The organism is Adlercreutzia sp. CNCM I-6215 (assembly GCF_977072315.1).
The window spans coordinates 1-13,997 of sequence record NZ_CDRVMA010000003.1; the positions used below are offsets into that span (position 1 = coordinate 1).

The following is a 13,997-nucleotide window of genomic DNA, read 5'->3' on the forward strand; positions in this document are numbered from 1 at the left end:
GAGCGTCCCGCCGCCGAGGTCGGCCCCCTCCGAGTTCGCCTCGGCGCGCGCCGCGCGCTGCGAAGGGGGCAGCAGGTCGGGGAACGGCTCCGACCAGTCGTTTTCGCAGTAGAAGCGCACTGCTGTGCAATATGCCTCAAACATCTGTTTGGCTATTTTGTCATCAAGCAATTCGGAAACGTAATCCCACGCCAAAAGCAACCCGTTTTTATGATCGTATATCTGATGATCCAGCAATACCTGTGGTGTTTCTGCTAGCATCTTCGACAAGGGACCGAAAACATCTTCCACTTTGTTGGAGATAAATTGGGTGCCGATATTGCTAGCGAATACAACAGGGGCTTTCTTGGGATCGTTTGGGCAACGGTGAGAAAGCTCTCTCAAAACCTCTACAGCTCCAAATGAAGAGTGCGCAACATCCTGCTGAAAGCGTCCTTGCATTTGAGAAGCTAGTTCAAGAAGGGAAATTGCGTTTGCGCAATCAGCCTCAAGAAGGATAAGAGAGGTGAAGTCGGATACGATCTTGTCAACGTCTGGGTGAATTGGTTTTCTGTTGAACAGCGGAAGGTTGAGAAGAAATTTCTTGTCTTCGCTCCATCGAGAAAGAGCCTTGGCATAAACAGCGGCGATGCCCATAGATTGGGTAACCCCGATTTGCCGTCCTTTCTCGGTGAAGTTCTTCCAAGACTTAGAATCAATTAAGTACTCCATACGAGTGAATTGAGATCTTTTGACACTCTCCATAGGGGCTTTCAGTGGCAAAGAGGGGCCGCCTGGCATGTTGTCTATTCGATTCAGCCAGTATTCTCTATCCTCGTTTCGTGCGTCTTCTCCGATTCCGGTTCTTCTCGCATACTCCATGAAGTCTATCTCGATGGGGGCGAGATCCGTTCCGTCGTAGAGATGCGCTAGATCCTCTAAGAGAACTTGGATGCTAAGCACATCAGCTGCAAGAAGATCGACGTTGATATGCATGATAGTGCGTTTCGGTGATACGACAGTAAGGCGTACATCTATGAGATCGTCTTGCTCGATGTCGAAACGTAGGTGACTTAATTCTTGGCGAATACCTTCAATCCTCGAGTCGGGATTGCCTGCTCCTTCCACTCTGTAGGTGGTTAGTCCCTTCCAAGTTACTTTGTCTTCGATGCGGGCTGTTCCGTCATCAGAGAACCGGGCGCGCAGCATGGGATGCCTTAGAATAAGAAGTTCCACTGCGCGTTCGAGTTTGGCCGCATCGAGAGATCCGCATTCGAATTCCATATAAGCGTGACAAGCGGTTCCCCCTAGCTCCTGTCCGTCTCGCCTTCCAACCATATAGGCATGTTGGACGGACGTGATCGGAAAGGGGTCGCCTTTGCTGTAATTTGCGGAACCGAGGAGAGGGCTGCCATTAGACGAGCTTCTCGCAGACCTCTCTCTTGCAAAATTTACCCAAGAAGCCATACAGGGATTCGAAACCAATTCTGAAAAGGTAACATTGCAGCCATTCTTTGTTAGCAACCCAGCTATTCTCATAATGTCAAGAGATCCTAGCCCCAAACTGATAAGATTATCCGAAGGGCTTAGTTCTTCTTTTGACAGTCCGAGCATTTCCCCAACAAGCTTTCCAACTAGCTCCACGCATACTTCAGACATGCCAACCGCCCTTTCAAGCAATAAGTCTTTGAATATAAGGCATACTAACATAATGTTAGCTATAGTATACTTATAGCGAAAGGGTTGTTGTTTGCAAATATTGCGCAAATATCTTCTAAGGCTTCGGATGGCAGAAGGGGGTTTTATGAGAAGGGCAACCGACGTTGGTTTCACTCTTGTTGAACGTATTGCGCAATGGGAGCGTGAATATGGGGCAAATATTGCGGTTCGCGACAGAGAAACCACGTATACTTACACTGAGCTATTTGATGCGGCAAGGCGATTCGCCTCTTGCCTTGCTTCGGAGGGGATAGAAGCTGGGGACAGGATCGTCCTTCAGCTTCCGAACAAAGCTGAATCTCTTATAATCTTGTTCGGGTCAGTAATGAGAGGATGCATCCCCGTACTTGCTTTGCCGACTCATCGCAAAGCGGAAATCTCTCATTTCTGCTCAAAGTCAAATGCATCCTGCCTAATTGTTCCGTGTTCTTCCCCGGCTTATGATTACGAGTCCTTAGCAAAAGCCATCAAAAAGGACAATCCAAGGCTAAAATGTTTTGTCATCGGATCTTCCGATCAATATCGATCAGTTTCGGATATGCGCGGAGAGCTCTGGCAAGCCACAGCACCCCACTCCTCATCAATTTTGTTCCTGCTTCCGTCGGGTGGTACAACAGGACTCCCTAAACTTATTCCTCGCTCAAATTTCAGCTATGTGTACAATTTCGTGGAAGCGGCTTCCCGATCGCTTTTTTCCGAAAAAACAAAATACCTAGCAGCTTTGTCGATATGCCATAATTTGCCGCTCGCATGCCCCGGCGCACTTGGTGCGCTAGAAAAAGGAGGCACCGTCATTTTGGCGGAAAGCGTGAGTCCCGATGAAGTGTTTCCATTGATCTCTTCTGCAAAAGTGACGACAATAACAGCAGTTCCATCGGCGGTAAACCTCTGGATGGACGCACTCGACTGGTATCCTGTTGATCTTTCAAGCCTTGAGTCCATCCATGTAGGAGGTGCGCGATTTACCGCAAAAGATGCCAAGAGGCTTTCTGCCGCTTTCTCTTGCGCTGTCCAGCAATCATACGGCATGACTGAAGGAATATTGACGCTGACAAGCCCTGAAGCGCCAGAGGAAATCGCCTTTACCACCCAAGGCTTCCCCCTTTCCGAAAACGATCGCCCTCTTATCATCGGACAAGATGGGCAACCTTGCGCAGACGGCGAAGAAGGGGAATTGATATGGAAAGGACCGTATCTGATGAGTGGATATTACGAAGATGAATATTCTACTCTGCGCTCTTTTGATTCGGAAGGATTTTATCATACGGGGGATTTAGCGGTGAGGGATCCCTGCGGCAACTTCAAAATCACGGGACGTCTGAAAAACACAATAAACCGTGGCGGTGAGACTTTCTCGGCGGAAGACGTAGAGGCAAGTCTTAGAGAAATGCCCGGCATCGTAGACGTAGCCGTCTGCGGGATACCGGATCAAGCCCTTGGCGAAAAGACGTGTGCGTTTATCGTTTGCAGCGGCGATGCGCCCAACTTGGAATCCATAAGGGAGTTTTTAAACAACATAGGAATCGCCCCATTCAAGCATCCAGACAGAGTAGAGATTCGTGAGTTGTTGCCCCTGACCCCCATAGGAAAAATTGATTTAAATGCTCTTAAGACCTCGATACGCTAGTCAGCCCTTTAAAAAAATCTCTTCCAATCCGCCGAGAAGAGCATCGAGAAGGACTGAGAACTGATGATCAAAAAAACTTCTCCTCAGGCTTTCTTCTTCGGTCAGGAGTTTGACCGTTTTTGCCAAAGCGGCAATACCGGGATCGGACGCAGAAAGCGCACTCGCATACGAACCCCCCACCTCTTTGCGCACATCGTCCATTTTGTCCCTGTCATCCTCGGTAGCAACGAACGCGCAAGTTTGGCAAAGCAAAACGGAATAAACAAGAGTGGACCAATCGCCAAACCCAGCATCTCTCAGCACTTGAATGCCGCAATTGATAATGCGGTCGGATTCCCCAAGGCCAGGACCTACGGCAGCGAGTCTACGAGCGACTCCGGGGTACTTTCTCAGGGTGGAACGCATCCCCTCAAGAAGAAGCTTGAACCATCGTTTCCAATTCTCGCGAGGCTCAGGAAGGTCGATTTCGGCATTAACGTGCTCGATAACAAGATGTACCACATCTTCTCTTCGACCAACGTGGTAATTAATGACACCTGGGTACGCGTTAATTTCTTTAGCCAGTTGACGAATAGACCAACCATCTATGCCAAATTCTTTGGTGAGCTTCAAGGCGGCATCGCAGATAGAAGTCACGTCAATTGCTGGCAAGCCGGCTGTCTGGCGCGTCGACCCCATATTCAGCACCTTTCTATTTGCTGGTTGCGACAGAATACCATTTTTTTGCACCCCCAGCGTAACGCGGTCAGTTTGCGGAAATATTCAAGTCGCTGCAAGTGCAAAACAACGTCCTGGTAATAGAGCAGGAGGAGAAATGACGGAACAAAGCCCAGAGAACAAAAAGTCGAAACGCAAAGCACCCCATCCGCTGTTCAGGTTGCTTGACTTCGCAGGGCCTTACAAAATCCTCACCGTGGTGGGCTGCGCCTTGTCTGGTCTGCATTCGTTGCTTGCTGTGATGCCCCTTGTGTGCGTCTGGTTTATCATGTCGCAGTTTGTCGCAGTGGCTCCTCAATGGAGCGAAGCGAGTGGCGCGGCCTTTTACGCATGGCTGGCAGTCGGATTCGCGGTGGCCGGAGTGGTGGTGTACTTCGCGGCGTTGATGTGCACTCATATCGCGGCATTCCGAACCGGCAACAACATGAGGAAGGCCGCGACCCACCATCTCTCCAAGGTTCCCCTTGGCTACTACGACGAGCATTCGACCGGCGAACTAAGGAGGGTGATCGACGGCTGCGCCGGCCAGACCGAGTCCGTGCTTGCCCATAAGTTCCCTGATTTCGTGGGAGCCCTCATCACCCCCGTTGTGTTTGTCGTCGTGATGTTCATCTTCGACTGGGCCATGGGTTTGGCGTGCCTGGTTCCCATCGCGGTGTCCTTCGCGTGCATTTGGAGGATGATGGGAGGGGGAGGCAGCGATGAGAACTCAAGCTATCTGACTTTCGTGTCGAACTACCAGCAGGCATTGAACCGAATGAACGCCGCTGCGACCGAATATGTTCGAGGCATGCCCGTCGTCAAAGTGTTCCAGCAAACGGTCGATTCGTTCAACGCATTCAAGGAGGCCATCCTGCAGTACCGGGATATGGCCCATGGCTATTCGAAGTTGTGCGAAAAACCGCAGGTCGTGCAGATCGTGGCGATCAACTCGACCTTTGCTGTGCTGGTTCCCGCCAGCATCCTGCTTGCGGGGGCAGCAGGGGACTTCGCGTCGTTCTTCACGGACTTCCTCTTCTACGTGGTGTTCAGCGCGGTGACGACATCGATGATGACCAAGATACTGTACGCCTCTGAAGCTGCGGCGATGGCCCAAGATGCCGTGATGCGAATCGAGGGGATCCTATCCACGCCGGAGATGCCTTGCTGTTCTGCGAAAGGCGGGAGGGCGAGCGGGACGTGCGATATCGTTTTTGAAGGGGTGTCTTTCACGTATCCGGGCGCTGACGCACCTGCCGTCAAGAACGTGAGCTTTGCGATTCCCGAAGGAGAAACGATGGCGCTCGTCGGGCCGTCGGGAGGAGGCAAGAGCACCATTGCAAGCCTTGTTCCGAGGTTCTGGGACGTCGATGAAGGACGGGTGCTTGTCGGCGGTGTTGATGTGCGGGATGTTCCCCGTTCGGAACTGATGGATTCCGTTTCCTTCGTCTTCCAAAACACACGGCTTTTCAAGCGCAGCCTCATTGACAACATCAGATTCGCGCGCCCGTCGGCTACGCGCGCGGAGGTGGAGGCGGCCGCGCACGCGGCGCAATGCGACGACATCATCGCGAAGCTGCCCGAGGGCTTGGACACGGTGGTCGGCGCGAAGGGCGTCTACCTGTCGGGCGGCGAATGCCAGCGTATCGCGCTTGCCCGGGCCATTCTGAAAGATGCGCCTATCGTGGTCTTGGACGAGGCCACAGCGTTCGCCGATCCGGAAAACGAAGCCCTTATCCAACGTGCGCTCGCGCGTCTTACGCACGGCAAGACCGTTCTCATGATTGCACACCGGCTATCGACCGTGGTGGGCGCGGACAGGATCTGCGTCGTGGAGAACGGGGCCATCTCGGAATCGGGATCCCACGGGGATCTTGTCGAAAGCAAGGGAGTGTATCGCCGGATGTGGGAGGACTATCAGAAATCAGTCTCTTGGAGAATCGGAGGGGGTGCCAACGATGCTGCGTGAGAAGTTCGCTTTGACCGAGCGGGGTGCTTTCGAGTTCAAGAGAGGCGCGTTCTTCTGCGCTCTCGCCAACCTCGTCATGATGGCACCCATTGGCGTGCTGTGCATGGCGACCAACGACTACCTGGATCATCTGCTCGACCCCTCGAAGCCCCTCCCTGCTCTTGGTGGCTATCTTGCAGCCATCGTCGTCATACTCCTGCTCATGCTGCTGACCCAATGGCTCGAATACCATTTCACCTACAATGTCGTGTACGGCGAGAGTGCCAGAAAGCGGATCGAGCTTGCCGAGGTGCTGCGCAGATTGCCCCTTTCCTTTTTCGGAAGGCGCGACCTCTCGGACCTCACCACCACCATCATGAAGGACTGCGCCGATCAGGAGCGCATGTTCTCCCATATCATGCCCCTTTTGTTCGGAACCGGCGCGTCGACCATATTGATCTCGATCATGCTTCTGCTCTTCAACTGGAAGATGGCCATCGCCGCCCTCTGGGTTCTTCCCATCGCCTTGCTCATCATCGCCTTCTCTCGGAAGAGCCAAGATGCGAAGGGGCAGTTTCTCATCGACCGCCAGCTTGACGTTGCGGACGGCTTGCAGGAGTACCTCGAATGCGCCCAAGAGATCACGGCGGCGAACCAATCGGAAACGTATCTCGAGCAACTGGATCAGAAGATCGATCGCGCGGAGAAGGCCCAGATCGTCTCGGAGCTTTCGAGTGCCGTTCCCGTGTCGGCCGCGCAAGCGTTCCTCAAGCTCGGAATAGCTTCGACCGTCCTCGTCGGAGCCCTGCTTTTGGCATCGGGGGAACTAGAGTTCATGGTGTACTTCTGCTTCCTTCTCGTGGTGACGAGATTCTACGATCCGATCAACACCGTGCTTGAAGTTGTGACGGAGCTTCTCAATCTCAAGCTCGGAATCAAGCGCATGCACTCCATCGAGCACGAGCGGCCTCAAACCGGGTCGATGGAATTCGAGCCGGCGAATCACGACATTTCTTTCGACAACGTGACTTTTTCGTACGAAGGAGGCGAGAAGGTTCTCTCGAACGTCTCATTTGTTGCGAAGGAGGGCGAGGTGACCGCCTTGGTCGGTCCGAGCGGGGGCGGCAAGTCCACCGCGGCCAAGCTGGCTGCCCGTTTCTGGGATGCCGACGATGGCGTTGTGAGCATCGGAGGCGTGGACGTTTCGACCGTCGACCCCGAGGCCCTTCTCGTCGATTTCGCCCAAGTGTTCCAGGATGTGGTTCTGTTCGACGACACGATCATGCAGAACATCCGACTCGGTAGGCCAGATGCCACGGATGAGGAGGTGTTTGCGGCGGCTCGGGCGGCGAACTGCGATGATTTTGTCTCCCGCATGCCGAAGGGCTATGAAACGAGGATAGGCGAGAACGGCGCGCTTTTGTCCGGAGGCGAGCGCCAGCGCATATCGATTGCCCGGGCGATCCTCAAAAACGCCCCCATTGTTCTTCTGGATGAGGCGACCGCTTCACTTGACGTTGAAAATGAGACGAAGGTGCAGGAGGCGCTATCGTGTCTCCTTGAACGCAAAACCGTGCTGGTCATCGCGCACCGGATGAGAACCGTGATGAGCGCCGACAAAATCGTGGTGCTGGATGGAGGCCGCGTTGCCGAGCAAGGAAAGCCGTCGGAGCTCATGGAGCGCGAAGACAGCCTGTTCAAGAAAATGGTGGAGCTTCAGTCGTCGACGGGTCGGATTTTGAATTAAGTGAGGTGGAACTGATGACTTTGAGTGAGTCAAGGGAAGACTATCTAGAAAACCTGCTTATTCTCGAAACTCGTTCTGGTGGTTTTGTAAGGCAAGTGGGTATGGCCAGTAGAATGGGTTTTTCCAAGGCGAGCATATCAAAAGCTATGTCCTCCTTGAGCGCGGAAGGATATGTTGAATTTAGGCCTCGAGGTTTGGTTCGCCTTTCAAATGGGGGACGCAAAATCGCTGAAAGAGTTTACGACCGCCATTGCTTCTTCTTCAAGGTTCTTACCAACCTTGGCATTCCGACTGAAATTGCACAAAGGGATGCCTGTCGCATGGAGCACGCAATGAGCGAAGAGTCATATCAGACTTTAAAAAAGGAGCTGTCGAGCAAGATGGACGTCCAATAAGGGTCATCAACCTAAATAAGCTGGATAATGGGCAATCTAAAGTATAGAGAGAATTGAAATGACGATAGAGCAAAGGCCAAGCTTATCGATCGCTTTGCCAAAATCCTACCTGTTCACGTCCGAATCCGTCACCGAGGGGCATCCCGACAAGATGTGCGACCAGATATCGGACGCCATCTTGGACGCCATCATCTCCAAGGAGATAGAGCTCGAGCGCGAGGGCTACATCGCCCCCAGCGGGCAGCCCGCCGACGTGTCGCGGATGCGCTGCGCGTGCGAGACGCTTGCGACCACGGGGCTCGTGGCCGTGGCGGGCGAGATCCGCACGCAGGCGTACGTGGACGTGCCGGCCATCGTGCGCGAGGTGGTGTGCGGCATCGGCTACGACCGCGCCAAGTACGGCTTCGACGGCACCACCTGCGGCGTGGTGAACGCCATCCACGAGCAGAGCCCCGACATCGCGCAGGGCGTGGACGAGAGCTGGGAGGCGGCCCACGGCGGGGCCGCGGACGACCCCTACGAGCGCATCGGCGCGGGCGACCAGGGCATGATGTTCGGCTACGCCTGCGACGAGACGAGCACCCTCATGCCCATGCCCATCTACCTGGCCCAGCGCATGAGCGAGCGCCTCGCCGCCGTGCGCAAGGACGGCACGCTCGACTACCTGCGCCCCGACGGCAAGACCCAGGTGAGCGTGCGCTACGAGGACGGCGCGCCGAAGTGGGTGGAGAAGGTGGTCGTGTCCACGCAGCACGCCGAGGAGGCGCCCTACGAGCGGCTGCGCGCCGACGTGGTGGAGCAGGTGGTGCGCCCGGTGCTGGCCGGCGAGGGCGTGGCGCTCTCGCCCGACGCGGAGATCCACGTGAACCCCACGGGCCGCTTCGTCATCGGCGGGCCGATGGGCGACTGCGGCCTCACGGGCCGCAAGGTCATCGTGGACACCTACGGCGGCATGGGACGGCACGGCGGCGGGGCCTTCTCCGGCAAGGACTGCACGAAGGTGGACCGCTCGGCGGCCTACGCGGCGCGCTGGGTGGCGAAGAACGTGGTTGCCGCGGGCCTGGCCGCGCGCTGCGAGGTGCAGGTGGCCTACGCCATCGGCGTGGCGCGCCCCGTGTCGCTCATGGTGGAGACGTTCGGCACCGAGAAGGCGGCGGTGGGGGCCATCGAGCGCGCGGTGGCCGAGGTGTTCGACCTGCGCCCCGGCGCCATCATCGACGCGCTGGATTTGCGCCGCCCCATCTACCGCAAGACGGCCGCCTACGGCCACTTCGGCCGCGAGCTGCCCGAGTTCACCTGGGAGCGCACCGACCGCGCCGAGGATCTGCGAAAGACCTGCAGGCTAGCATAAGGGGCTAGCACCCCCTTGGAAGGAGTTCCATGATTTACGATAATGTGCTGCAAGCCATGGGGCATACACCTCTCGTTCGTCTCAATCGGTTATCTGAAGCGAATGCCGCACAGATACTCGTTAAGTTTGAGGGCGTTAATGTAGGAGGCTCCATTAAAACGCGCACGGCATTACAGATGATTGAATCCGCCGAACGCCGCGGCGAAATTGGGCCAGATAGTATTATCGTTGAACCTACAAGCGGCAATCAAGGTATAGGGCTCGCGCTTGTGTGTGCTGTGCGCGGTTATCGTGCGCGCATCATTATGCCAGACAGCGTGTCGGAAGAGCGTCGTAAGCTTGTTCGCCACTATGGTGCTGAGGTAATTGTCGTACATGATGCTGGCGATATTGGAGAGTGCATATCCAAATGCATCGCTCTGGCTAAGCGTATGGCTAGCGAGGATCCTCGTGTTTACGTGCCACAGCAGTTCGAGAACAGGGATAATTTACTAGCGCATCGCTATCATACAGTACTTGAGATCTTAGAGGACGTGAAGGGGCCCATACATGGATTCTGCTCGGGCATTGGTACAGGTGGTACTATTTCCGGTATAGGGCAGGCACTCAAACGTCTTTTTCCTGATGTATGCATTTGGGCCGTTGAGCCGGAGAGCGCAGCGATTCTTTCGGGAGGAAGCGTCGGAACGCATTTGCAGATGGGTATCGGCGATGGGCTTATTCCCGATATCCTTGATCAGGGCATCTATGACGATATCTGCGTGGTTTCCGATGAGGAAGCTATCAACGAGGCTCGCGCGCTTGCTCGTGAGGAGGGTTTGCTTTGCGGCGTATCGGGCGGTACAAATGTGGTTGCCGCACGTCAGCTTGCTCGGCAACTTGGTTCGGGCAAGACAGTGGTTACTTTACTGCCCGATACGGGCGAACGATATTTTTCCACTGAATTGTTTGAGGATTAATCGACGCCAAACCAGACATAGGATCAGTCGATAACATAAGAAAGAAGCGCCATGACCGAGAGCTACGACATCAAAGACATCGACCTTGCCGACGCAGGGCTTGCCCGCATCGAGTGGGCGGCGCGCGACATGCCCGTGCTGGCGTCCATCCGCGAGCGCTTCGCGAAGGAGCGCCCGCTTGAGGGCGTGCGCATCGGCGCGTGCATGCACGTGACCACCGAGACGGCGAACCTCATGCGCGCGCTGGCGGCCTCGGGCGCCGAGGTGGCGCTGTGCGCCAGCAACCCGCTTTCCACCCAAGACGACACCGCCGCCTCGCTCGTGCGCGACTTCGGCATCAAGGTGTTCGCCGTCACCGGCGAGGACATGGACACCTACCGCCGCCACATCGACGCGGTCATCGCCACGAACCCGCAGATCATCATGGACGACGGCGCCGACCTGGACACCGCGCTGCACACCACCCACATTGACAAGCTGGAAGGCGTCATCGGCGGCACCGAGGAAACCACCACGGGCGTGGTGCGCCTTGTGTCCATGGCGAAGGAGGGCACGCTGGGCTACCCCGTGTTCAACGTCAACGACGCGAACACGAAGCACTGCTTCGACAACCACTACGGCACGGGCCAGTCCACGCTCGACGGCATCGTGCGCGCCACGAACCGCCTTTTGTGCGGGCGCACCATCGTGATCTCGGGCTACGGCTACTGCGGCAGCGGGCTCGCCCTGCGCGCCAAGGGCATGGGCATGCGCGTGATCGTGTGCGAGGTGGACCCGCTGAAGGCGCTGGAGGCGCACATGGAGGGCTACGAGGTCATGCCCGCCGCCGAGGCGGCGCGCTTCGCCGACGTGTGGGTGACGGTCACCGGCAACTGCAAGGTGGTGGACGCGCCCGCGTTCGAGAACATGAAGGACGGCGCCATCGTGTGCAACTCCGGGCACTTCGACAGCGAGATCAACCTGGAGTGGCTGCGCGAGCACGCCGTGAAGGTGGAGGAGATCAAGCCGCTCGTGGAGGAGTACACGCTTGCCGACGGGCGCACGGTCATCGTCCTGGCGCAGGGGCGCCTCGTGAACCTGAGCTGCGCCGAGGGGCACCCGGCGTCCGTCATGGACATGAGCTTCGCGAACCAGGCGCTCGCGGCCGAGTACCTCTTCCAGCATGCGGGCGAGCTGGAGAACAAGGTGTACGACGTGCCCGCCGCCATCGACGACGGCGTGGCGCGCGTGAAGCTGGAGACTCTGGGCGTGAAGATAGACACCCTCACCGAGGAGCAGATCGCCTACATGAACAGCTGGAACTTTTAAAGTGTATACAAGGGTGTATAGTTCATACTAGGGGTGGTGCTGTGATTGGCTTTCCTAAATTCAATTCCGGTTTTTTAGCCTCCTTACTACCAGAGGAAGTGTTTTCTTCAGAATACCTGGGGTCTTTTTACGGTTTTCCTCTTATTGGGAAAGAAAAGGAAATATCACGAAGTTTTTCTTCTAAACGCCTGAAAGAGTTTTCCGTTGGGCGCAAATGTGCTCGCAACGCTCTCTCGCATCTGGGCTTCAATGACCCTCCTATCCTCATCGGTACCAACCGAGAACCGATTTGGCCCAAAAACATATGCGGGAGCATTACGCATTGCAGAGGATATGCCGCTGCCGCAGTCACCTCAGATTACCGATTTCGAACTATCGGGATTGACGCCGAGCCGAATAACCCCATTGAATCAGAGATATACAGTTTGATAATGAGCAAGAAGGAGATAAAACAGATGGGTGAGCTTACCTGCAGTCAGCCAAATATATCTTGGGATAGGCTGACTTTCAGCGCGAAAGAATCTGTCTACAAGGCATGGTTTCCAACGTATGGGAAGTGGCTCGATTTCACTGATTGCGAGGTCATGTTTTATCTGGATTCACATCGTCCCAACAACCAACCCAAAGAACTGGTTGTTGGGCGCTACCATGCCCAACTGCTTAAATCAAAAAGATCATATTCCTGCAACGGACAATGGGCATTTGTGCCATTTTTCAATCTCCTCATAACGACAACAGCAGGCTCTTTGACGGAATCTTGATTCGATACGTCACTCCGTATTATAACTGTCGACATTCGCAGTTTAGCGCAAGTCGCAGATTTCACCCTCAGATTAAAGTCGCGCTTTGTACTTCGTTCATCAGGACTATCGCTTGGCTCTTTGCATCATAATGCAATTCATTTCTTTCTTGTTAAAGCTTGTCGAAAAGGATATCGAGTTAAACTCCCGCTCGATATTCCGTTCCAGCTTCATGCCAAAGACCGAAAAGTAGCAGAATCGCTCCAACAACCTTTAAGACAAAATATTGGATATTTATGCATTGTGCTGCAGCATGACGCCCAAGGGGTTGTTGTGGCGTAAGCAAAATCTCCCGCAACAACCCTAAACACTTGCGAACCGATAGACCGAGCGAGAATCTTCCGTCAGTTTAGCGGTGACGATGCATTACCCATCCGTCTCGTAGAGCACCCCAAGATCGACAGTCTGCGGAGCACCATTGTCGAACCAGACAGAATTTTGACTTTTCAAGTCGGGACGCTATGTGGTCAAACATGACATCATGCTCCGTCAGAGAGGAGGTGGCTGTATGCAAGACGTAAGGAATGCGCTCGGCAAGCTCGTCTGTCGGGCAGATAGAAAGCTGCGTCGCGTAGAAATAGTACGCAAGGGCCAGCTTACCGTGCTTACGTTCGAGAGCAATGGGACTATGCGCATAACGAATTTGCCCAAAACGTAGCACATCCTTGAGGATGTAAATAAATACCCGCCGATCCGCCAGACGGACAGGAGCCAAACGTCCTGCCCGTCCTTTTTTGCGCTTTCGGCCGGTTGCTCCTGCGGGTCTGAACCGAAGGAGCAATATATGGCCCGATTTTACGAAAGCAGGAACATTGACGACTCCCAAGCCCAATATCGCATTGTGGTGAGGACGCCTGACGGCAAACGAACCGAGATAAATCTGCCCAGGCAAGTATTCGAGGGCATAGAGGAACTTCAGCGTGAGTTCTGGCGAACGGAGCGCCGCGAGACAAGACACTCACTACACTTGGCGTCGATGGACGAAGCCTCTCTTGCCCCCAACAATCCCGAAAAAGACCCAGAGTTAATCTTTATGGAGAAGCTGGAATCCGAAGCGCTGTTTCAAGCGTTCCAGCAGATACCCGCCGCACAACGCAGGCGTTTTCTGATGAGGCACTTGCTTGGTATGCCCACGGCGAAGATAGCCGAAGTAGAGAGGTGCTCCGATCGCGCAGTGAGACGCAGCATCAGTCTTGCGCGAGAGAACCTGAAAGAGATTCTCTCTTCCGGTTTCTAGTGTTTTTCTCCGTGCGGGGTTCCGTTTCGCCCACCTAGCTGTCCGTCTCTATGAGGGAGGAAATCCCTCGATGGAACCTTGACAGCCCCATACCCGCCCGCCCTTGCAAGGTCAAGAGCGCGCCACGCCATGAGGGGCCTCGTGGGCGAGCGGGAGCCGCGGAAGCGGCGTTTCAGGCGGCCGCGGGTCGGACGACCCCGACTCTCGGCCGCAGTTACATATTGAAACGAA

11 protein-coding genes are annotated in these 13,997 nt (G+C 55.2%); 9 read left to right on the top strand and 2 right to left on the bottom strand.

Annotated features, from left to right (window positions below):
* The coding region (locus ACW4LP_RS02940; RefSeq protein WP_316329056.1) for a condensation domain-containing protein at positions 1 to 1,638 on the bottom strand (1,638 nt) is incomplete at its 3' end.
* A 145-nt stretch (positions 1,639 to 1,783) separates the two neighbouring features.
* On the opposite strand from ACW4LP_RS02940, the gene ACW4LP_RS02945 reads away from it, so the two are divergent.
* On the top strand, positions 1,784 to 3,325 hold the full coding sequence (locus tag ACW4LP_RS02945; RefSeq protein WP_009305505.1) for a (2,3-dihydroxybenzoyl)adenylate synthase: 1,542 nt from the start codon (positions 1,784 to 1,786) through the stop codon (positions 3,323 to 3,325).
* Here the strand turns inward: ACW4LP_RS02945 and ACW4LP_RS02950 are convergent, their stop codons facing one another.
* The gene (locus ACW4LP_RS02950) at positions 3,326 to 4,003 is read right to left on the bottom strand and encodes a TetR/AcrR family transcriptional regulator (protein WP_009305504.1); all 678 of its coding nucleotides are present in this window, start codon (positions 4,001 to 4,003) and stop codon (positions 3,326 to 3,328) included.
* A 136-nt stretch (positions 4,004 to 4,139) separates the two neighbouring features.
* Here ACW4LP_RS02950 and ACW4LP_RS02955 point away from each other — a divergent pair, with 136 nt between their 5' ends.
* From ACW4LP_RS02955 to ACW4LP_RS02990, 8 genes are all read left to right on the top strand, one after another.
* Positions 4,140 to 5,990, top strand: coding sequence for an ABC transporter ATP-binding protein (locus ACW4LP_RS02955; protein ID WP_009305503.1), 1,851 nt, complete (start codon positions 4,140 to 4,142; stop codon positions 5,988 to 5,990).
* On the top strand, positions 5,980 to 7,716 hold the full coding sequence (locus ACW4LP_RS02960; RefSeq protein ID WP_009305502.1) for an ABC transporter ATP-binding protein: 1,737 nt from the start codon (positions 5,980 to 5,982) through the stop codon (positions 7,714 to 7,716). Before ACW4LP_RS02955 ends, ACW4LP_RS02960 begins: the two co-directional genes overlap by 11 nt.
* Before the next feature lie 14 nt (positions 7,717 to 7,730).
* Complete coding sequence (locus ACW4LP_RS02965) at positions 7,731 to 8,111, top strand: metal-dependent transcriptional regulator (RefSeq protein WP_455803458.1); 381 nt, start codon at positions 7,731 to 7,733, stop codon at positions 8,109 to 8,111.
* A gap of 58 nt (positions 8,112 to 8,169) precedes the next feature.
* Positions 8,170 to 9,462, top strand: coding sequence for a methionine adenosyltransferase (gene metK / locus ACW4LP_RS02970; protein WP_009305500.1), 1,293 nt, complete (start codon positions 8,170 to 8,172; stop codon positions 9,460 to 9,462).
* Between the two features lie 29 nt (positions 9,463 to 9,491).
* Complete coding sequence (locus tag ACW4LP_RS02975; RefSeq protein ID WP_455803459.1) at positions 9,492 to 10,421, top strand: PLP-dependent cysteine synthase family protein; 930 nt, start codon at positions 9,492 to 9,494, stop codon at positions 10,419 to 10,421.
* 51 nt (positions 10,422 to 10,472) lie between these two features.
* Positions 10,473 to 11,729 (top strand): adenosylhomocysteinase, encoded by a 1,257-nt coding sequence (ahcY, locus tag ACW4LP_RS02980; protein WP_009305498.1) that lies wholly within the window; start codon positions 10,473 to 10,475, stop codon positions 11,727 to 11,729.
* 41 nt (positions 11,730 to 11,770) lie between these two features.
* On the top strand, positions 11,771 to 12,490 hold the full coding sequence (locus ACW4LP_RS02985; protein WP_009305497.1) for a 4'-phosphopantetheinyl transferase family protein: 720 nt from the start codon (positions 11,771 to 11,773) through the stop codon (positions 12,488 to 12,490).
* Between the two features lie 823 nt (positions 12,491 to 13,313).
* Positions 13,314 to 13,766 carry an RNA polymerase sigma factor gene (locus tag ACW4LP_RS02990; protein WP_013981114.1) on the top strand — a complete coding sequence of 151 codons (453 nt, stop codon included), beginning with the start codon at positions 13,314 to 13,316 and terminating at the stop codon, positions 13,764 to 13,766.
* Positions 13,767 to 13,997: the final 231 nt, after the last annotated feature.

Coding starts and splice junctions, on each gene's coding strand:
- ACW4LP_RS02945 (WP_009305505.1), top strand. CDS start 1,784: ATGAGAAGGGCAACCGACGTTGGTTTCACTCTTGTTGAACGTATTGCG.
- ACW4LP_RS02950 (WP_009305504.1), bottom strand. CDS start 4,003: ATGGGGTCGACGCGCCAGACAGCCGGCTTGCCAGCAATTGACGTGACT.
- ACW4LP_RS02955 (WP_009305503.1), top strand. CDS start 4,140: ATGACGGAACAAAGCCCAGAGAACAAAAAGTCGAAACGCAAAGCACCC.
- ACW4LP_RS02960 (WP_009305502.1), top strand. CDS start 5,980: ATGCTGCGTGAGAAGTTCGCTTTGACCGAGCGGGGTGCTTTCGAGTTC.
- ACW4LP_RS02965 (WP_455803458.1), top strand. CDS start 7,731: ATGACTTTGAGTGAGTCAAGGGAAGACTATCTAGAAAACCTGCTTATT.
- metK (WP_009305500.1), top strand. CDS start 8,170: ATGACGATAGAGCAAAGGCCAAGCTTATCGATCGCTTTGCCAAAATCC.
- ACW4LP_RS02975 (WP_455803459.1), top strand. CDS start 9,492: ATGATTTACGATAATGTGCTGCAAGCCATGGGGCATACACCTCTCGTT.
- ahcY (WP_009305498.1), top strand. CDS start 10,473: ATGACCGAGAGCTACGACATCAAAGACATCGACCTTGCCGACGCAGGG.
- ACW4LP_RS02990 (WP_013981114.1), top strand. CDS start 13,314: ATGGCCCGATTTTACGAAAGCAGGAACATTGACGACTCCCAAGCCCAA.